The 18,515-nt window shown below is 63.1% G+C and carries 17 protein-coding genes; 14 read left to right on the top strand and 3 right to left on the bottom strand.

All coding sequences use genetic code 11. The annotated features are described in order from the left end of the window. Positions 1 to 5 precede the first annotated feature (5 nt). The 3 genes from M4J40_RS15270 to M4J40_RS15260 are packed head-to-tail and all read right to left on the bottom strand — an operon-like array spanning position 6 to position 3,211. Positions 6 to 1,541, bottom strand: coding sequence for a DHA2 family efflux MFS transporter permease subunit (locus tag M4J40_RS15270; RefSeq protein WP_251755134.1), 1,536 nt, complete (start codon positions 1,539 to 1,541; stop codon positions 6 to 8). Then, complete coding sequence (locus M4J40_RS15265; RefSeq protein ID WP_251755133.1) at positions 1,538 to 2,701, bottom strand: HlyD family secretion protein; 1,164 nt, start codon at positions 2,699 to 2,701, stop codon at positions 1,538 to 1,540. Before M4J40_RS15265 ends, M4J40_RS15270 begins: the two co-directional genes overlap by 4 nt. Positions 2,702 to 2,707: 6 nt before the next feature. Next, entirely contained in the window at positions 2,708 to 3,211 is a 504-nt protein-coding gene (locus M4J40_RS15260) for a MarR family winged helix-turn-helix transcriptional regulator (RefSeq protein WP_251755132.1), read from the bottom strand. A gap of 315 nt (positions 3,212 to 3,526) precedes the next feature. Here M4J40_RS15260 and rpsB point away from each other — a divergent pair, with 315 nt between their 5' ends. From rpsB to lpxB, 14 genes are all read left to right on the top strand, one after another. After that, positions 3,527 to 4,291: a 30S ribosomal protein S2 gene (gene rpsB / locus M4J40_RS15255; RefSeq protein ID WP_251755131.1), complete on the top strand. Its 765-nt coding sequence runs from the start codon at positions 3,527 to 3,529 to the stop codon at positions 4,289 to 4,291. A 225-nt stretch (positions 4,292 to 4,516) separates the two neighbouring features. Next, positions 4,517 to 5,443 (top strand): translation elongation factor Ts, encoded by a 927-nt coding sequence (tsf, locus tag M4J40_RS15250; protein WP_251755129.1) that lies wholly within the window; start codon positions 4,517 to 4,519, stop codon positions 5,441 to 5,443. A gap of 197 nt (positions 5,444 to 5,640) precedes the next feature. Then, the gene (gene pyrH, locus M4J40_RS15245; protein WP_251755128.1) at positions 5,641 to 6,357 is read left to right on the top strand and encodes a UMP kinase; all 717 of its coding nucleotides are present in this window, start codon (positions 5,641 to 5,643) and stop codon (positions 6,355 to 6,357) included. Positions 6,358 to 6,441: 84 nt separating this feature from the next. After that, entirely contained in the window at positions 6,442 to 7,005 is a 564-nt protein-coding gene (gene frr, locus M4J40_RS15240; RefSeq protein WP_251755126.1) for a ribosome recycling factor, read from the top strand. 54 nt (positions 7,006 to 7,059) lie between these two features. Further along, positions 7,060 to 7,821 (top strand): isoprenyl transferase, encoded by a 762-nt coding sequence (locus M4J40_RS15235; protein ID WP_251755125.1) that lies wholly within the window; start codon positions 7,060 to 7,062, stop codon positions 7,819 to 7,821. Next, entirely contained in the window at positions 7,818 to 8,681 is an 864-nt protein-coding gene (locus tag M4J40_RS15230; protein WP_251755123.1) for a phosphatidate cytidylyltransferase, read from the top strand. The genes M4J40_RS15235 and M4J40_RS15230 overlap by 4 nt, the downstream gene beginning before the upstream one ends. Before the next feature lie 5 nt (positions 8,682 to 8,686). Continuing rightward, a complete protein-coding gene (gene dxr, locus M4J40_RS15225; RefSeq protein WP_251755122.1) occupies positions 8,687 to 9,895 on the top strand; it encodes a 1-deoxy-D-xylulose-5-phosphate reductoisomerase in 1,209 nt (402 codons plus the stop codon). Between the two features lie 70 nt (positions 9,896 to 9,965). Next, entirely contained in the window at positions 9,966 to 11,075 is a 1,110-nt protein-coding gene (gene rseP, locus M4J40_RS15220) for an RIP metalloprotease RseP (RefSeq protein ID WP_251755121.1), read from the top strand. Positions 11,076 to 11,318: 243 nt separating this feature from the next. Continuing rightward, entirely contained in the window at positions 11,319 to 13,565 is a 2,247-nt protein-coding gene (gene bamA, locus M4J40_RS15215) for an outer membrane protein assembly factor BamA (protein WP_251755120.1), read from the top strand. Between the two features lie 346 nt (positions 13,566 to 13,911). After that, positions 13,912 to 14,961 carry a UDP-3-O-(3-hydroxymyristoyl)glucosamine N-acyltransferase gene (lpxD, locus tag M4J40_RS15210; protein ID WP_251755118.1) on the top strand — a complete coding sequence of 350 codons (1,050 nt, stop codon included), beginning with the start codon at positions 13,912 to 13,914 and terminating at the stop codon, positions 14,959 to 14,961. 65 nt (positions 14,962 to 15,026) lie between these two features. Then, positions 15,027 to 15,455, top strand: a complete 429-nt coding sequence (gene fabZ / locus M4J40_RS15205) for a 3-hydroxyacyl-ACP dehydratase FabZ (RefSeq protein WP_251755612.1) — start codon at positions 15,027 to 15,029, stop codon at positions 15,453 to 15,455. Positions 15,456 to 15,578: 123 nt separating this feature from the next. Next, on the top strand, positions 15,579 to 16,385 hold the full coding sequence (gene lpxA, locus M4J40_RS15200) for an acyl-ACP--UDP-N-acetylglucosamine O-acyltransferase (RefSeq protein ID WP_251755117.1): 807 nt from the start codon (positions 15,579 to 15,581) through the stop codon (positions 16,383 to 16,385). Continuing rightward, the gene (locus M4J40_RS15195; RefSeq protein WP_251755115.1) at positions 16,382 to 17,251 is read left to right on the top strand and encodes an LpxI family protein; all 870 of its coding nucleotides are present in this window, start codon (positions 16,382 to 16,384) and stop codon (positions 17,249 to 17,251) included. The genes lpxA and M4J40_RS15195 overlap by 4 nt, the downstream gene beginning before the upstream one ends. Then, on the top strand, positions 17,248 to 18,435 hold the full coding sequence (lpxB, locus tag M4J40_RS15190) for a lipid-A-disaccharide synthase (protein ID WP_251755114.1): 1,188 nt from the start codon (positions 17,248 to 17,250) through the stop codon (positions 18,433 to 18,435). Before M4J40_RS15195 ends, lpxB begins: the two co-directional genes overlap by 4 nt. Positions 18,436 to 18,515 lie beyond the last annotated feature (80 nt).

The raw sequence follows: 18,515 nt of genomic DNA, 5'->3' as shown, positions 1-18,515 counted from the left end.
GTCTGTCAGTCGGCTTCGGGAGTGATCGGTCCCTGTTGTGCCGTCCTTGGTCTGCGCAGCAGGAGCACGAGCGGTAATGCCGCGATCGACACGTACATCATCAGTTTGAAGTCATCGACGTAGGCAAGCATCGTTGCCTGAAGCGTGGTGATCTGATCGAGAACCGCTGCGAATGTGCTCGAGCCGGCGTTCATGCCAACCGAGCGAGCGGCTGCGTTGACGCTTGGCGAGAACGCCGTCACTCGCTCGGCGAGCTCGGCGTGATTGACCTGAATGTTTCGTGTCAGAACCACCGACACCATGGAAATGCCGATCGACGAACCGATGTTGCGCACCAGACTGAACAGGGCGGCGCTCTCGGTTCTGAGCTCGGTTGGCAATGTGGCAAATCCCACCGTCGACATCGGAACGAACACGAGCCCCAGCCCGAAACCCATCAACACGCCGGTGTAGATGACAGGCCAGGAGTCCATGTTGGCAGTAAAGCCAGTCATTCCCCAGAGGCCACCGACAGTGAAGCCTAGACCGACGACGATGATAAGGCGTGGATCGATGAAGCGCAGCAGCCGGCCGACCAGCAGCATGGCCACCATGGTGCCGATACCACGCGGCGCCAGTACGAGACCGGTGGTTACGGTGGGAAAACCCATGATGCGTTGCAGAAGCGGCGGCAGCAGGGCGGTGGTCGCAAGCAGCACCACGGAGATGGCAAAGCTGAAGATGCTGGCGGCCACGTAGTTGCGATCACGGAAGATCTGCGGGTGAATGAAGGGATGCTCGGCGGTCGCCGAATGAACGATGAAGCACCAAAGCGCGGCGGCGGCGAGAGCGGCCTCGATGACGATTTCCGGCGATGAGAACCAGTCGAGTTGCTCCCCGCGATCCAGCATCAGTTGAAGCGAGCCGACGAACAGGCCGAGAAAGGCGAAGCCGACAAAGTCGAACGAACGGGTGTGGCGCGATGAAGTCGGCATGGTGAAGGTAATGCCGACGAAGGCCAGCAACCCAACCGGCACATTGATGTAGAACACCCATCGCCAATCGAAGCTGTCGGTCAGCCATCCACCCAATGTCGGTCCTAGAACCGGCGCCACCATGATGCCGGCTCCCCAGAGCGCCATGGCTTGGCCATGGCGCTCGCGCGGATTGATGTCGAGCAGAACGGCCTGCGACAGTGGGGCCAGAGAGGCGCCGAACACGCCTTGCAGTACGCGGAAGAACACCATCTCGGTGAGGCTACCGGCCATGCCGCAGAGGCAGGAGGCCAATGTGAAGCCCGCCACGGAGATCAAGAACAGGCGATTGCGGCCTATGGCGTCCGCCATCCAGCCGGTCAGTGGCATGACGATCGCCGACGCGACGATATAGGATGTCAGTACCCAGTTGATCGTGTCCTGCGCCGCCCCGAGACTGCCTTGCATCGAGGGAAGGGCGACATTGGCGATCGTCGTGTCGAGTACCTGCATGATCACCGCCAGCATGGTGGCGAGCGACAGCAGGCCGCGATGCGGCACTTTTGTCAGGTCGGCGGAGGCGGTCATCTGGCGGCGAGCTTCTCTGTTTCCGGCACGAACCCGAGCGTTCCGAGCGCGGTCCGCAGGAAGGTCGGCAGCGGACGGACGAAGCCGGTGTCGACATCGACGCCGACGCTGAGGCCAGCCTTCAGCGGCAGAGACGTTGGCTCGTCGAGTGCGATCCGGACGGGCACGCGCTGCACGACCTTCACCCAGTTGCCGGTGGCGTTCTGCGCCGGCAGCAGCGAGAAGATGGCGCCGGTTCCACCGCCCAGGCTGTCGACATGCCCCCTGATCGTGACGTCGGGATAGGCATCGAATGTCAACTCGGCCGATTGCCCGGGACGCATGTGGCCAAGATCGGTTTCCTTGAAGTTGGCTTCCACCCAGGTGCTGGTGGTGTCGATGATCGCCATGACCGGGCTGCCGCTACCGATGTACTGGCCGACTTGCAGGTTGGCCACCTGGCTGACGGTGCCGGTGGTCGGCGCGCGCACCACGGAGCGCTTCAGGTCGAGTCGGGCGCTGTCCTGCGCTGCGAGGGCGCCGAGCACCGATGGGTGCTTGTCGGTTTCGATGTGGGCATCCCCGCCCAGCGCAACCAGCGCATCGGTCACGCCTTGCTCTGCCTCCGCCACGGCCTGCCTGGCAAGGTCGAGGTCGTGGCGCGCACTATCATATTGCGCCTCCGTTGCATTGCCGGTTTGCCGGAGTTTCTCCTGGCGCCCGAACTGTACTTCCCGAAAAGCGAGAGTGTTGCGCGCCGTTTCGGCTTTCAGCTCGGCATCTCTCAGGCTGGTGCGAAGCTCTTCTACCTGCAGGCGGGCAAGCGCCACGGCGCCATCGGCCTTCTCGAGGGCAATCCGATAGGCGGCGTCATCGATACGGAACAAGACATCGCCGGGCTTCACCATCTGGTTCTGTCCGACAAGCACCTCGGCGATGCGCCCTTCTATCTCGGGAGCGACCAGTACCTTGTTCTGCTGTACGTAAGCGTTATCGGTCGAGGCCCATCGACCGCCAATCACCCAGTACCAACCGCCGGCCGCGACAAGGGCCAGGGGAAGCGCGGCCATCAGCAGGTAGCGAACGCCCCGCCGACGCGGCTTCGGAGAAGGAAGGGGTGAACTGGGCGCCGGTTCTGTCGAGTGGGAAGAGGCTGGCTTCTCGTCTTGGGTATCGGACATGTCTCGTCAGTCTTTCTGGTCCGGCTCGGTCCGGACGGGGGTGTGGTCGTCGGCGGCAATGGGGGAGGGCTGATCCTCGCCGGTTATGGCGAGGAGATTGGCGTGGACGCGACCGAGCAATCCGGAAAGGATCGCCTCCTCTTCCGGCGTGATGCCCGAGAGAGCCTCCGCGAATAGGGCCTGTGCCGACGCCTTCATGCGTTCGAGCGCCGGATTTGCCGCCTCTGTTACGTGGATGAGGCGAGCCCGCCGGTCGTTTGGGTCCGGACGGCGCTCAACCAGGTTCATCGCTTCGAGGCGATCGACCATGCGGCAAATGCTGATCGGCTCGACGCCGACGAGATCGGCCAGGGTCGCCTGATTGACACCTTGTCGCTTGGCGACGCGGGCGAGAACCTGCCATTGGGCGCGCGACATTCCTGTTGTTTCCGCAAAGCGATCAAAGCGCTTCTTCACGAGGCGGTCGATCTCGTGAACCAGATTGCCGATGGTGGGTGTCCAAGTGCTCATGCTGATCACTTATATGATAAGCATGCTTATGATAACTAGAGTTGATGGTGAGCTAGGTAAATTAGTGGTGATTGCCGGACTGGCCTCATGGAGCGTTGCGCCCGTATCGAGACGCTTCTTGGTGGTGCCAGCTACCGTTGGCACTTGCCATGGGCGGCTGTTTCCCCTATATCCCGCGCCATTCCACACGCGGGAGCCGCGGGTGCGCCTTGGCGTTCCCTCCGGTCGGTTCGGGCACGGTTGTCCTGATTGATTCCTCCCGCGGAGGCTAAACCGGAAAAAGGTACTACTTCTATGGCTCTTCCCGAGTTCACCATGCGCCAGCTTCTCGAGGCCGGCGTTCACTTCGGCCACCAGACGCACCGCTGGAACCCGAAGATGAAGTCCTACATCTTCGGCTCTCGCGCCAATGTTCACATCCTCGACCTCGCGCAGACCGTTCCCCTGATGCACCAGGCCCTCAAGGCAGTGTCCGACACCGTTGCTCGCGGTGGTCGCGTGCTGCTGGTCGGTACCAAGCGCCAGGCCCAGGAAGAGATCGCCGAGGCGGCCCATCGCTCGGCCCAGTATTATGTCAACAGCCGCTGGCTCGGCGGCATGCTGACCAACTGGAAGACCATCTCCGGCTCGATCCAGCGCCTGCGCAAGCTTGATGAGACGCTCAACTCCGAGCTGTCTGCCCGTCTCACCAAGAAGGAACGTCTGGTGATGACCCGTGAGCGCGACAAGCTGGAGCGTGCGCTCGGCGGTATCAAGGACATGGGTGGCACGCCCGACCTGATGGTCGTCATCGACACCAACAAGGAAAAGAATGCCATCGATGAAGCTCGTCGCCTTGGCATCCCGGTTGCTGCCATCCTCGACTCCAATAGCGATCCGGACGGCATCACCTTCCCGGTTCCGGGCAACGACGACGCTGGCCGCGCCATTTCGCTTTACTGCGATCTGATTTCGCGCGCCGCCATCGACGGTCTGTCCCGTTCGGCCGGCGCCATGGGCGTCGATCTTGGTGAAGCCGAGCAGCCGATCGACGAGCCTGCGCTCGCCGACGAAGCGGCTGCCGCCGAGGCCAACGCCTGATCCACGCTTCGGCGTGATCTTGCCGATGCTTTTCGGGCGGGTCCTTCGAGGGTCCGCCCGAGCTGTTAGGAAGCCCGCCGGTCGGTGGGCACTTGAACCGGAGATGCCTGCCGGCGTCGAGCTATCCGATAGGTTGCTTGGCTTCCGTTCATCGGCCCGTCAGAACGGGTCGCTATCAATCCGGCTGCGGGCGTTCGAGGTTTCACGAAAAAAGACGAGGGTCACATGAACATTTCCGCTGCACAGGTGAAGGATCTCCGCGAGAAGACCGGCGCCGGCATGATGGACTGCAAGCACGCCTTGGCCGAGAACAATGGCGACATCGAAGCGGCCATCGACTGGCTGCGCGCCAAGGGGCTTTCCAAGGCCGCCAAGAAGGCTGGACGCGTTGCCGCCGAAGGTCTGGTCGGCGTCGCCACCGGCGACAAGACCGCCGCCGTCGTCGAAGTGAACTCCGAGACCGACTTCGTGGCCCGCAACGAGGCCTTCCAGGCGCTTGTTCGCGCCGTGGCGACCGTTGCCGTGGACAAGGGGGGCGACGCCGCTGCCATTGCCGCCGCGACCTATCCCGGCAAGGAGCACTCGGTCGATGCCGAGGTCAAGGAGCTGGTCGCTACCATCGGCGAGAACATGGGCTTCCGCCGTGCCGCCTCTCTCAAGGTGTCCGCCGGTGCCGTCGCCACCTACATTCACTCGGCGATTGCCGATGGTCTCGGCAAGATCGGCGTTCTCGTTGCTCTCGAGTCGACCGGCAATGTCGATGAGCTTGTGAAGCTTGGCCGGCAGATTGCCATGCACGTTGCGGCCACCTCGCCGCTGGCCCTGGCCGCCGAGGACATCTCGGCCGAGGTCGTCGAGCGCGAGCGCGCGATCTTCATCGAGCAGGCCAAGGAATCTGGCAAGCCGGCTGGCGTCATCGAGAAGATGGTCGAAGGTCGCATTCGCAAGTTCTACGAAGAGTCGACGCTTCTGAAGCAGGCCTTCGTGATCAACCCCGACCTCACCGTCGAGGCTGCCGTCAAGGCCGCTGAGGCGACCGTCGGCGCGCCGATCAAGGTCACCGGCTTCGTGCGCTTCGCTCTTGGCGAGGGTATCGACAAGGGCGAGAGTGACTTCGCCGCCGAAGTGGCCGCCGCTGCCGGTCAGGGCTGAGCGGTATCACCGTTGATCAAGATGAGGGCGCCGACTGGTTCGGCGCCCTTGTCATGTCTGCTTTTGTCGCATGGCGGCGGTCTCGATTATGCCGCTCGTGGGGGTTCCCATCGGCGCCGATGCGGGGTAGTTGGATCGAATTGAGATCCCTGCCTTTCCTGGAATCGCCTTTTCTCGATAATTCGGAGTTATTGCCCATGACCGAGCTCAAGTATCGCCGTGTCCTGCTCAAGTTGTCGGGCGAGGCTTTGATGGGAGATCGCGGCTTTGGGATCGATCCCAAGGTGGTCGATCGACTGGCTGGCGAGATCGTCGAGGCGCATCGTTTGGGCATCCAGGTCGGCGTGGTTGTCGGCGGCGGCAATATCTTCCGCGGCGTGTCCGTGGCGGCCGATGGTGGCGACAGGACAACCGGCGACTATCTTGGTATGCTCGGCACTGTGATGAATGCTCTGGCCATGCGCTCGGCAATCGAGCGGCTCGGGGCGCCGGCTGTGGTGCTGTCGGCCATTGCCATCCCCGCCCTTTGCGAGACCTTCACCCAGCGCGAGGCCTTGCGCCATTTCGCAGCCAACAAGGTGATCGTCTTTGCTGCTGGGACGGGCAATCCCTTCTTCACCACCGATTCGGGTGCTGCCTTGCGCGCCGCCGAGATGGATTGTGACGCCCTTCTCAAGGGGACGCAGGTCGATGGTGTCTATACCGCCGACCCCAAGAAGGATCCCTCCGCGCGCCGTTACGAGCGCCTGACACACCAGGAAGTGCTTTCGAGAAACCTGCAGGTCATGGACGCGGCCGCGATTGCGCTTGCCCGCGACAACAAGATTCCGGTAGTGGTGTTCTCGGTCCACGAGCATGGCGCATTCGTCAATGTTCTGAAGGGCAAGGGTCTCTGCACCGTCATCGACGGGTAACAACAGCGAGCGCCGACGACCCGCCGCTGCCCGTGAGTGGCGAAAGGTTGGTACGGCGCCGATCAGTTCTGGAAGGTTGGCAAGATGGCCGATGAAGACTACGACATCAACGACCTGAAGCGCCGTATGCAGGGCGCGCTCAGCGTGTTCAAGAACGACCTCGCAGGCCTCCGTACCGGTCGCGCCAGCGTGAGCCTTCTCGATCCCATCGTTGTGGTCGCCTACGGCAGCACCATGCCGCTCAATCAGGTAGCCACCGTGTCGGTTCCCGAGCCGCGCATGCTCTCCGTTCAGGTGTGGGACAAGGGCATGGTGCACGCCGTCGACAAGGCGATTCGGGAGTCGAACCTCGGTCTCAATCCGATCATTGAGGGAACGCTCCTTCGTCTGCCGATTCCCGAGCTCAACACCGAGCGCCGCAAGGAACTGGTGAAGATCGCGCACAAGTATGTCGAGGCGACCAAGGTGGCCATTCGTCACGTGCGCCGCGACGGTCTTGATGAGCTGAAGGATCTCGAGAAGGAAAGCCTCATCTCCGAGGATTCGCTTCGCGTCTATTCGGATCGCGTGCAGAAGATAACCGACGAGTCGATTGCCGAGGCGGATCGGATGCTGGCCGCCAAGGAACAAGAGATCATGCAGGTCTGATCCGCAGCTGTGGGCTGATGGGTCGTTGTGGTCTCGGGGAGGGGCAGGTCGGACATGGCGGGGCTCGGAACGGCGCCGGCGGAGAACGCTGCGAAGGCGGGGCTGCCGCGCCATGTCGCCATCATCATGGACGGCAATGGGCGATGGGCTCGTTCGCGCGGGCTGCCGCGTGCCGAGGGGCACAGGCGGGGCGTGCAATCGATCCGCGATATCGTGGGGCATGCCAGGGCCATCGGTCTGGAGTGGCTGACCGTCTTCGGCTTCTCATCGGAGAACTGGTCTCGTCCGGCTGAAGAAGTCAGTGAGCTGATGGGGCTCCTGAAGCTTTTCATCCGCCGGGATCTTGCCGAGTTGAAGCGCGCCAACGTCCGTGTGCGCGTGATCGGCGGACGCGACAATCTGTCCGGCGACATAGCCGCTCTGCTGGTCGAGGCAGAGGAGAAGACGGCTGGCAACACTGGCCTCAATCTTGTCATTGCTTTCAATTACGGTAGCCGTGACGAGATCGCACGGGCGACAAGGACGCTCGCCCGCGAGGTGGCTGCCGGTCGCCTAGGCGCCGACGAGATTACCGCCGATATCATCGCGGCGAAGCTCGACACCGCCGGGATGCCCGATCCCGATCTCATCATTCGTACAAGTGGCGAGCAGAGGCTTTCCAACTTCCTGCTGTGGCAGGCCGCTTATGCCGAGTTCGTGTTCGTCCCCGACTACTGGCCTGATTTCGATGGCGTCGCTTTCGATCGGGCGATCGCCGAGTATCTCGGTCGCGATCGCCGCTTCGGCGGGTTGTCTCAGAAAGACGAGGTCCGATGAACGCGCCGACCCCAGAATTCGGCAAGCCAGGCTCCGAGCTCGTTCTGCGTCTGCTGTCTGCCTCCGTGCTTGCGGCGGCGACCATCGCAGCACTCTGGGCTGGTGGTTTGGTCTTCGCCGTGCTCGTCGCGGTTGCCGCCGTGCTGATCCTGCGCGAGTGGATGGCCATGAGTGGGCCGTTTTCCTTTCGGGCTGCGCCTTGGGCCTTGATGGCTTTCGTAGCCGTTACGGTGATGACGGGGCGCGAGGAGCCGCTTCAGTCGCTCGGCTTCACCGTGCTGGTGGCGGCAGCTCTGCTTCTGGCGCGCGTTTCCGAGCCGCGCGTGGCCTGGCTGTCGCTCGGGATTGTCTATGCAGGCGCTCCGGCGGTCGCCGTTGTTGCCTTGCGCGGGGCGGATACATTCACCTTTGCCTCGACCGGAGCGGTCGCCGTTGTTTTCGTTCTTGCCGTCGTCTGGGCAACCGATACGGCCGCGTACTTCTCCGGTCGACTGATCGGCGGCCCCAAGCTGGCCCCGCGTTTCTCGCCGAAGAAGACCTGGTCGGGCGCTCTCGGTGGGGCGCTCGCCGGAGTTGTCGTGGGGTGCTTGGTTGTCGCTGCGGCCGGCGTGAACGTGAGCGTCGCCCTGGTGCTGATCGCGCTGTTGCTTTCGGCCGTGGGCCAGGTGGGTGATCTCGGTGAGTCCGCCATGAAGCGGCACTTCGGCGTCAAGGACTCGGGCGTACTGATTCCCGGACATGGCGGCATTATGGATCGCGTCGATGGCCTCGTCGCTGCGCTTGTCGTCGCGGCTGCGATTGGCCTTGCGCGAGATTGGCTCTCGGGCGGTGGCATTGCCGCCGGCCTTCTCATCTGGTGATGACGATGACATCGACAACGGAGGCAGAAGGCAAGGGGGCGACCTCGGACGGTCATGCGCCGCGCCGATTGTCCATTCTCGGCGCCACCGGGTCGATCGGCCTCAATGTGTTGGACTTGGTTGCCGCCGAGCCCGGCCGCTTCGCGGTCGAGGCGCTGACTGCCGGCCGAAACGCGCGCGAACTGGCTGCGCTCGCCATTCGGTTCTCTGCCCGGATTGCCGTTGTCGCCGACCCCTCCGCTTACGCCGAGCTTCGCGAGCATCTCGTCGGAACGGGCATCGAAGCGGCGGCGGGTGCCGATGCCGTAGCGGCAGCGGCTGCCCGGTCGACCGACATTCTCGTATCTGCGATCGTCGGATTCGCCGGCCTTGCGCCAAGCCTCGCCGCACTCGGCGCGACGCGGACGCTCGCATTGGCCAACAAGGAGACGCTGGTCTCCGCCGGCCCCTTGTTCCTGGCGACGGCGCAACGGGAAGGTACGCGCATTCTGCCGGTGGACAGCGAACACAACGCCATCTTTCAGGTCTTCGAGACCGACAATGCCGCGAACGTGTCCGAGGTGATCATTACCGCCTCCGGCGGCCCCTTTCTGCGGACGCCGAAACAGGAGCTTGCCGCCGCTACGCGCGATATGGCGCTCAAGCACCCGAAGTGGAGCATGGGGCCGAAGATCACCATCGATTCCGCGACGCTGATGAACAAGGGGCTTGAGCTGATCGAAGCCTACCGCCTCTATCCGGTTTCGGTCGACCAGCTCTCGGTGCTCGTGCATCCTCAGTCGGTGGTGCATGGCCTTGTTCGCTACAGGGACGGCTCGCTGCTTGCCGAGCTTGGCGTGCCGGACATGCGCACGCCAATCGGTTATTGTCTTTCTTGGCCGGAACGTCGGCCAACGACGGTCAAGCCGCTTGATCTCGCGACGATCGGGACGCTGACCTTCGAAGCGCCCGATCGCGATCGGTTCCCCTGCCTGCCGCTGGCCGAGGCCGCGATGCGCCGGGGGGATGGCGCCCCCTGCGTGCTCAATGCCGCCAATGAGGTTGCTGTCGAGGCCTTCCTCGCTGGCCGGATCGGCTTCCTTGACATCGCCCGCGTCGTCGAGGCGACCCTTGCCAAGATTGACACGGAGGGCGGTCTGTCTGAGCCGTCCTCGTTGGCCGCTGCAACCGAACTCGATGGTTGGGCTCGCAAGATCGCCTTGGCCTGCCTATAGTGGAATGGATCAGACGTTTCCTTGAAGCCGTTGGCGACTGGGGCAGACAGGATCACGAGAGGATGAAGCATTGGGTTTTCTCGCGGCAACCGGCGGCACACTGATCGGAACGGTGATTCCCTTTCTGGTCGTGCTGACCGTGGTGGTCTTCGTTCACGAACTCGGACACTTCTGGGTCGCACGTCGGGCCGGCGTCGCCGTCAGCGTTTTCTCCATCGGCTTCGGCCCCGAACTTCTGGGGCGGACCGATCTCAAGGGGACGCGCTGGAAGCTTTCGGCCATCCCGCTCGGCGGCTACGTGCGCTTCATCGATGATGCCAATGCTGCCAGCCAACCTGGCGAGAAGTCGACCGAGCCGGGGGCGTTCCAGTCGAAGGGGCTCGCCGCCCGCGCGGCCGTGGTGGCGGCAGGTCCGGCCGCCAACTTCCTGTTCGCGATCGCCGTGCTCTCTGCCCTTTTCTACGCATTCGGCAAGCCGATGATCGCTCCGGTCGCCGGTGCCGTCGAACCGGGGAGTCCGGCGGCGGAAGCCGGTTTCCAGCCTGGCGACCGCATCGTCGCCATAGATGGCGGTCCCGTTGAGAGTTTCGCCGACATCCAGCGTGTGGTCATGCTGCAAAATGGGGTCGAGCTGGCCATCGACATCGATCGCTCCGGCACCCGGTTGACGTTGCATGCCACGCCTCGGTCGAGAGAGATCGTCGACGGCTTCGGCGAAAAGCAGATCGTGCCGGTGCTTGGCTTGAGGCAGACCAACCCCACTGTCGAGTTGCGAAGCTTCGGACCGTTCGGGGCTGTTCGCGAAGCGGCGCGCGAAACGTGGTCTATCGTCGACAGTACTCTGTCGTCCGTGGCCGGAATGTTCTCCGGGCGAACTTCCACGACGCAAATCAGCGGTCCGATCGGCATCGCCCGCGTCAGCGGTCAGGTCGCGGCGATGGGTTTGATACCGCTCATTAACCTTGCTGCGATTCTGTCTATTTCGATCGGTCTCATTAACCTCTTCCCAATTCCCATGCTGGACGGTGGACATCTGGCGTTCTACGCGATTGAGGCGTTGCGCGGGCGTCCGCTGCCGGAGCGGGCTCAGGAGATCGGCTTCGGCATCGGCTTCGCTATCGTCTTGGGGCTGATGGCCTTTGGCGTGCTCAACGATATAGCCAAGATCGCATCGGGTTAGGCCTCGCTCGTGACCTTCGGGTCACGCACGACATGGAAAACGGCACCGTTCATGGCAAGGTCGCTTGCGCATCGTGGCAAAGACTGTAAAAACCTTTTGATCGGAATCTCTAACAAGGGTTCCCAATCGGCTCAGGCCGCAGAAACTCGGGTACGTGATTAAATGCGCTCATTCAAAGAATGGACGAAAGTCGTCGCCGCCTCCGCTGCTTTGCTTGTAGCGGCACCTTTGTGGGGCGGGTTTGTGCCAGAGTTGGGCGCAATCTCGGCAGAGGCCGCAACTACGGGTCGGGTAACGGTCGTCGGTAACACGCGCGTCGAGCCCGAGACGATCGCGGCTTACGTCAAGGGGACGCCTGGGCGTGCTCTGAGCGCGGCCCAGGTCGACGAGTCGATCAAGGCGCTGTTCGCGACCGGCATGTTCTCCGACGTGCAGATCAGCCAGTCCGGTGGGCGGGTTGTCGTGAAGGTCGTCGAGAACCCGGTGATCGCTCGCGTCGCCTTCGAGGGCAACGACGTTAAGTCCGACGAGATGTTGAAGGGCGTTATCGAGCTACAGCCACGTTCGGTACTGACGCAAGGCAAGGTTGAGTCCGACACGCAGCGCATTCTTGAGCTCTATCGTCGGAGCGGTCGTTATGACGCGACTGTCGAGCCCAAGCAGGTCGATCTTGGCAAGGGGCGCGTGGATCTCATCTTCCAGATCAACGAAGGGCCGCGCACCGAGGTCAGCCAGATCACGTTCGTCGGCAACAAGGCTTATTCCGACTACCGTCTGTCCAGTATCATCTCCACCAAGGAGTCGGGACTTTTCGGTTGGTTTAAGACGTCCGATACCTACACGCCGGAGAAGCTGAGCGCCGATCAGGAGGCGTTGCGTCGCTTCTATTACAATCATGGCTATGCTGACTTCCGCGTGGTGTCGGCCACCGCCGATTTTGATCGTCAGCAGAATTCGTTCTTCCTGACGTTCACCGTCGATGAAGGCGAGCGTTACAAGTACGGTGATGTCAAGGTCGAGACGACGTTGCCGGATCTCAACGCCGACGATCTCAAGGCTATGACTCTGACGCGTTCGGGCGATACGTACTCGGCTGCGGAGGTGGACAAGTCCCTCGAGGCGATCACGACGGCTGTCGCGGCCAAGGGCTATGCCTTTGTGCAGGTGCGGCCGCGCGGCGACCGTGACTACGCCAACCGCACCATCGCTGTGACCTATTTCGTCGATGAAGGTACTCGTGCCTATATCGAACGCATCAATATCATCGGCAATGACCGTACTCGTGATTACGTTATCCGCCGTGAGTTCGATATCGGCGAAGGCGATGCCTATAATCAGGTGCTGATCGAGAAAGCCGAGCGCAGGCTCAAGAATCTTGGCTACTTCGAGAATGTACGCATCTGGTCTGAGCAGGGATCATCGGTCGACAAGGTAATCGTCAACGTGCAGGTTGATGACAAGCCGACCGGCGAGTTGAGCGTCGGTGCCGGTTACTCCACTACGAATGGCATTCTGGCCGAGCTGTCGCTGACCGAGAAGAATTTCCTCGGCCGCGGCCAGTATGTGCGCGCTTCTGTGTCGAAGGGTATCACCACCGATGGCAAGAGCGGCGACTCCTCCTACGAGTTGTCGTTTACCGAGCCTTACCTGTTCGATCGTCGTCTTGAAGGTGGCTTTGATGTCTATCGCCGCAATTACAGCGAAGGCGACAATGGTGTTCACCCCTATGACGAGGCAAATACAGGCGGCAAGATTCGCTTCGGTGTGCCACTGAATGACGACACGACCCTGGGTCTCTTCTATGAGGGATACAAGCAGGAGATCAGCGGCGTTCAGGCGGCCTACAGCACGTTCGTTCCAACTGGTGATCGCTTCATCTCGATCGTCGGTGCGAGCCTGACCTACAACACGGTCGATGACTACTCCTTCCCGCGTAATGGTGTCTTCGCGCAGATCAAGCAGGAGTTCGCCGGCGTTGGTGGCGATGCCACATTCCTCAGAACCACTGGCCGCGTCGAGTACTACAAGGAACTCGTGGAAGACTGGGATCTCATCGGTCACCTCGGCGCCAAGGGCGGTGCCATGTTCGGCCTGGATGGGGACCTCGAGACCATCGACCAGTTCCAGGTGGGGGGCTCCATCATCCGCGGCTTCGAGTCCAATGGTATCGGACCGCGCGATTCCTCCGGTTATGCGCTTGGCGGCCGGTATTTCTTCGCGGCGAGTGCCGAGACGATCTTCCCGGTTCCGTTCGTTCCGCAGGAGTATGGCTTCTGGGGTTCGGTGTTCGCCGATGCCGGTACGCTTTGGTCGTCCGACAAGACGACAGCCAGCTCCGACAACGGCCTTGCGCTGCGCGCCTCGGTCGGCGCCGGTCTGGTTTGGCAGTCGCCGTTCGGCCTGCTTCGCGCCGACTTTGCCTACCCGGTCATGAAGGAAGATGCCGACAGGACCCAGGTGTTCCGCTTCTCGGGCGGTACCAAGTTCTGAGGTCATTGCCTTGCAGATCTTCAACCGCCGCGCCACAAGCGCGGCGGTTTCATTTTGAGCCAAAGCCAGCTTAGGGGCGGAGCAGGCTTGCGGCTTTTGGAGTGAAGAACAGGGCGACCTAGACGACCATGATGGCCAGATGTCCGGCTTCCATTGGTGGCTGGAGGCGTCCCATCGGTTGACACCGCCGCAAAGCAATGGCTAATGCCTTCCGTTCCGGTGACATCGCAGCCGGTCGCAGCGGTAAGCCGAGCGGCCGCAGAGCCAGTGGTGCCTCAACCGAAACGAAGAAGGAAGGCGTACGTCCGGCTCGGTTGTCGACCGGCAGGGACGAGCGAGTGTTGTCATGACCGATCCAGTATTCTTCGCGCCCTCCGGTCCGCTCAGACTTGCCGAGGTGGCGCGTATTGCGGGTGGGGAAGTCGCGCGGGGCGACGTCGATATCGCCATCGGCCGCGTGGCGCCGCTCGACCAGGCCGGCCCGGGCGATCTTTCCTTCCTCGACAATCCCCATTACGTCGCTTCCTTCCGCGAGACTCGGGCCTCGGTCGTGATTTGCTCGGCGGCTCATGTTGCCGACGCCCCCGCGAGCGCGGCCGTCGTCGTGGCCCAGCAGCCCTACCGGGCAATGGCGATGATCATGCAGGCGCTGTTTCCCGACGCCTTCCGCCTGAAAGGACCTTTCGGCGAAGCGGGAGTGTCGTCGGCGGCAAATGTGCACCCCACCGCGCGTCTCGAAGAAGGTGTAACCGTCGAGCCGGGCGCCGTCATCGGCGCGGGCGCGGAGATCGGCGCAGGGAGCGTGGTGTCGGCCAACGCCGTCGTCGGTCGTGGTGTGCGTTTCGGCCGCGACGGCTACATCGGTGCTGGGGTGACGCTGCAATACGCGCTCGTCGGCAACCGGGTCATCATCCATCCGGGCTCACGCATTGGCCAGGACGGCTTTGGTTTTGCGATGGGGCCGCGCGGCCACCTCAAAGTTCCTCAGATCGGCCGGGTCGTGATTCAGGACGACGTCGAGATTGGTGCCAACGTGACCATCGATCGTGGTTCCAATCGGGACACGGTGATCGGTGAGGGCACCAAGATCGATAATGGCGTGCAGATCGGCCACAACGTCGAAGTTGGCCGGCATTGCGTGCTGGTGGCTCAGGTCGGCATCTCGGGCTCGACGCAGCTCGAGGATTTCGTGGCGATTGGCGGTCACACAGGGCTTGCCGGTCATATTCGCATTGGAATGGGCGCCCAGATTTCGGGGGGCGCCATGGTGAAGGACAGCATTCCCGCGGGGACGCGCTACGTCGGCAACCCGGCGAAGCCGATTCGGGAGTGGACCAAGGAACAGATGGCCTTGAAGAAGGCCGTGAAGCAGGCGACGGGAAGGGACGAAACGTGAGCGAAACCGATACCGCAAGGGCACCGGCCGAAGCCGGAACGTCGAACAAGGGCACCCTGGGGGTCATGGATATTCAGGCGCTCCTCAAGGCTCTGCCCCATCGTTACCCCTTCATGATGATCGATCGGATCATCGAGATCGACGGCGATAACTCGGCCATCGGTATCAAGAACGTCACTATCAACGAGCCGCAGTTTCAGGGGCATTTCCCCGATGCGCCGGTGATGCCGGGCGTGTTGATGATCGAGGGCATGGCTCAGACGGCCGGCGCCATCTGTGTCAATGCCACCGAAGGAATGGCCCCGAAGCTGGTCTACTTCATGACCATCGACAAGGTGAAGTTCAGGAAGCCGGTTGGCCCGGGCGACGTGGTCGAGTATCACGTCCGCAAGATGAAGAAGCGCGCCAACATGTGGTGGTTTGAGGCCACGGCCATCGTCAGCGGCACCAAAGTTGCCGAGGCTGAGCTCAGCGCCATGCTGGTGAATGCCTGACCGATTGCCGCCGCGTTGCCGCGCCGTAATACGCTGAAACATTATTTGCAGCCTTTCTCCCGGCAACGAAAGCTATAGGGAAGCGAGCGGCTCGCCGTCGCTTTGCCGCCGAGGATCAATCGCATGCCCACCATCCATCCTACCGCTGTTGTCGACCCGGCTGCCGAGATCGGAAACGACGTCAGCATCGGGCCTTTCAGCGTGGTCGGTCCCAACGTACGGCTGGGCGACGGGGTGGTCCTGCACGCGCACACCGTGGTGGACGGGCGCACGACGCTCGGGGCCGGCGTGACCGTATTCCCGCACGCTACTGTCGGCATGGTGCCCCAGGATCTGAAATACCATGGCGAGCCGAGCCGCCTCGAAGTCGGCGAACGCACGGTCATTCGCGAGTGCGCAACGCTGCATCTCGGAACCGAGGGTGGCGGCATGCTGACGCGCGTCGGCGCTGGTTGCCTCCTGATGGCCAACGCTCACGTGGCCCATGACTGTGTCGTCGGCAACAACGTCATCCTGGTCAATTGCGCCACGCTCGGCGGGCATGTCCATATTGGCGACAACGCCATTCTGGGTGGGCTCAGCGCCGTGCACCAGTGGGTTCGGATCGGCGAGGGCGTGATGGTCGGTGGCATGACCGGCGTCGAGAACGACATCATTCCCTTCGGCATCGTCACCGGCAACCGTGCCCGCCTGGGCGGATTGAACCTCGTCGGGCTCCGGCGTGCCAGTTACCCCCGCGACGATATCCACGCGTTGCGAAACGCCTACAAGCTTCTATTCGAGGGCGACGATCCCTTGTCCGTGCGTCTCGACCGCGTCGTCGAGACCCATGGCGGCAGCCAACTGGTCGATCGTATGGTCGAGTTCATCCGGGCTGGGGGGGATCGTGCCATCTGCACGCCGCGAAGCCGGGACGGCGAGGCCGAATGACCCGGGAGACCGCTTCCGACCGCCCGACCCTGGGCATCATCGCAGGTGGCGGCGGCGTCCCCGTTGTCGTGGCGCAGGCGGCCGAGGCGGCAGGAAGGCCTGTCGTGGTGTTCGGCATCGTCGGAGAGGCCGACCTGGACATCGAGGCCTTTCATCACCATTGGTTGCGTTGGGGTGAAATCGGCCGCCTTTTCGACCTCATGGCGCGCGAGCGCGTCGGCGAGGTGGTGATTTGCGGCGCCGTGAACCGGCCTGATTTCTCGGCGATTCGAGTCGATCTCGGCGCTGTGCTGAGCTTGCCGAAGATCCTGTCGCTCATGGTCGGTGGCGACGACACCGTATTGAAAAACGTTGTCCGCTTTCTTGAGGATCGCGGTTATCGTGTTGTCGGGGCCCATCAGGTCGCGCCGGAGCTGGTCGGCGGGAACGGCAATCTGGGGCGCTTCAAGCCCAGCGACGATTCCGAGGCCGACATTGTGAAAGGTGTCGAGGCGTCGCTGTCGCTCGGTCGGCTCGATATCGGCCAGGCCGTCGTGGCGATTTCGGGTCGGGTCATCGCGGTAGAGGGTATCGAGGGTACCGACGAGCTCCTGCAGCGCGTGGCGGACCTCAGGAAGCGTGGCCGCCTCAAGGCGGCGCATCGTTCCGGCGTACTGGTCAAAGCGGCCAAGCCTCAGCAGGATCTGCGAGTCGATCTGCCGACGATCGGTCCCAGGACGGTGGAGATGGCGGCGGCGGCGGGGCTTGCCGGCATCGTCGTGGAGTCCGGGCGAGTCATGATTGTCGATCGATCTGCCACGGTCGCCGCAGCGGATGCGGCCCGGTTGTTCTTGCAGGTCCGATCGTTCTCGGATGGCAAGTCATGACTGGAAGCTCGCCGCTCCGCGTCGCCATCGTCGTCGGCGAGGAGTCCGGCGATCAGCTCGGTGCGCGGCTGATGGTCGCGCTGAAGCAGCTGTCGACGCACCCGGTCGAGTTCTTCGGCGTCGGCGGCGACCGTATGGCCGCCGAGGGGATGCCGAGCCTGTTCTCCCTGCACGACATTGCCGTCATGGGCTTTGGTCCGGTCGTCAAGCGTCTGCCGCTCATTCAGCTTCGTACCGCCGAAACCGCTGGCGCCGTCATTGCCGGGCGGCCGGACGTCTTGGTGATCATCGACAGCCCCGACTTTACCCATCGCGTGGCGCGCGATGTCCGGTGCGCGCTGCCTGGCTTGCCCATCATCGACTACGTCTGTCCTTCCGTTTGGGCCTGGCGGCCCAACAGAGCCCGCAGGATGGCGTCTTACGTCGATCACGTACTCGCATTGCTTCCGTTCGAACCGGCCGTCCTGAAGCGTCTGAGCGGCCCTGAGGCGACCTATGTCGGCCATCCGCTGATCGATCGTCCGGAGCAGCTCACGCCCGCTCTCGGGGAGCGCGCTTCGTTGGGAGACTCTGCGCCGCCGACGCTGCTGGTGCTCCCGGGTAGCCGCTCCGGCGAAATCGACCGAATGCTGGCGCTGTATGGGCGGGTTCTGGATGTACTCGCCGCACGCGGTCTCGCGTTTCGCCCCGTGCTGCCGGCGGTGGATCGCCTCAAGGCGCGCATTGAGCGGGAAACCTCGGGGTGGGCTGTGCGCCCCCATGTCGTCACCGGCGAGGCAGAGAAGTGGGCCGCCTTCCGGTCGGCGCACGCGGCGCTTGCCACATCCGGCACCGTGACGCTGGAGTTGGCGCTCGCCGGCGTTCCAAGCGTGATCGCCTATGCGCGCGATCCGCTGTTCCGCCTAATATCCGAGGTCGCCCGTCGGATTCCGGGGCTGGTCAACATCAGCATGTTCGGTCTCGCCAACATCATTCTCGGAGAGAAGGCGAGCCCGGAGTTTCTCGATCCCGATCTTGCACCCGAGAGGCTTGCCGACGCTCTGGCGCCTCTTCTATCCGAGACCAAAGCCCGCGCCGAGCAACTTGCCGCCTTTGCACGTCTGCGCGGCATGATGGCTTTGCCGGACGGTCGGCCTGCCGCCGAAACGGCGGCGAACGTGGTGCTTCGGCTCGCTACGCGTTGAGGGCGCGTTTCCCGCCCAAACGGAAAGCCCCCGGCATTGCTGCCAGGGGCGATTGTCTTGCGCTAAAAACCGGTCAGCCG

This window comes from Pleomorphomonas sp. JP5, from assembly GCF_023721815.1.
In the GTDB taxonomy this organism is placed as follows: domain Bacteria; phylum Pseudomonadota; class Alphaproteobacteria; order Rhizobiales; family Pleomorphomonadaceae; genus Pleomorphomonas.
This window is presented reverse-complemented; position numbering and strand designations above follow the sequence as displayed.

Coding starts and splice junctions, on each gene's coding strand:
- fabZ (WP_251755612.1), top strand. CDS start 15,027: ATGGATATTCAGGCGCTCCTCAAGGCTCTGCCCCATCGTTACCCCTTC.
- rpsB (WP_251755131.1), top strand. CDS start 3,527: ATGCGCCAGCTTCTCGAGGCCGGCGTTCACTTCGGCCACCAGACGCAC.
- dxr (WP_251755122.1), top strand. CDS start 8,687: ATGACATCGACAACGGAGGCAGAAGGCAAGGGGGCGACCTCGGACGGT.
- M4J40_RS15260 (WP_251755132.1), bottom strand. CDS start 3,211: ATGAGCACTTGGACACCCACCATCGGCAATCTGGTTCACGAGATCGAC.
- M4J40_RS15230 (WP_251755123.1), top strand. CDS start 7,818: ATGAACGCGCCGACCCCAGAATTCGGCAAGCCAGGCTCCGAGCTCGTT.
- M4J40_RS15195 (WP_251755115.1), top strand. CDS start 16,382: ATGACCCGGGAGACCGCTTCCGACCGCCCGACCCTGGGCATCATCGCA.
- lpxA (WP_251755117.1), top strand. CDS start 15,579: ATGCCCACCATCCATCCTACCGCTGTTGTCGACCCGGCTGCCGAGATC.
- M4J40_RS15270 (WP_251755134.1), bottom strand. CDS start 1,541: ATGACCGCCTCCGCCGACCTGACAAAAGTGCCGCATCGCGGCCTGCTG.
- lpxD (WP_251755118.1), top strand. CDS start 13,912: ATGACCGATCCAGTATTCTTCGCGCCCTCCGGTCCGCTCAGACTTGCC.
- pyrH (WP_251755128.1), top strand. CDS start 5,641: ATGACCGAGCTCAAGTATCGCCGTGTCCTGCTCAAGTTGTCGGGCGAG.
- tsf (WP_251755129.1), top strand. CDS start 4,517: ATGAACATTTCCGCTGCACAGGTGAAGGATCTCCGCGAGAAGACCGGC.
- M4J40_RS15265 (WP_251755133.1), bottom strand. CDS start 2,701: ATGTCCGATACCCAAGACGAGAAGCCAGCCTCTTCCCACTCGACAGAA.
- M4J40_RS15235 (WP_251755125.1), top strand. CDS start 7,060: ATGGCGGGGCTCGGAACGGCGCCGGCGGAGAACGCTGCGAAGGCGGGG.
- frr (WP_251755126.1), top strand. CDS start 6,442: ATGGCCGATGAAGACTACGACATCAACGACCTGAAGCGCCGTATGCAG.
- lpxB (WP_251755114.1), top strand. CDS start 17,248: ATGACTGGAAGCTCGCCGCTCCGCGTCGCCATCGTCGTCGGCGAGGAG.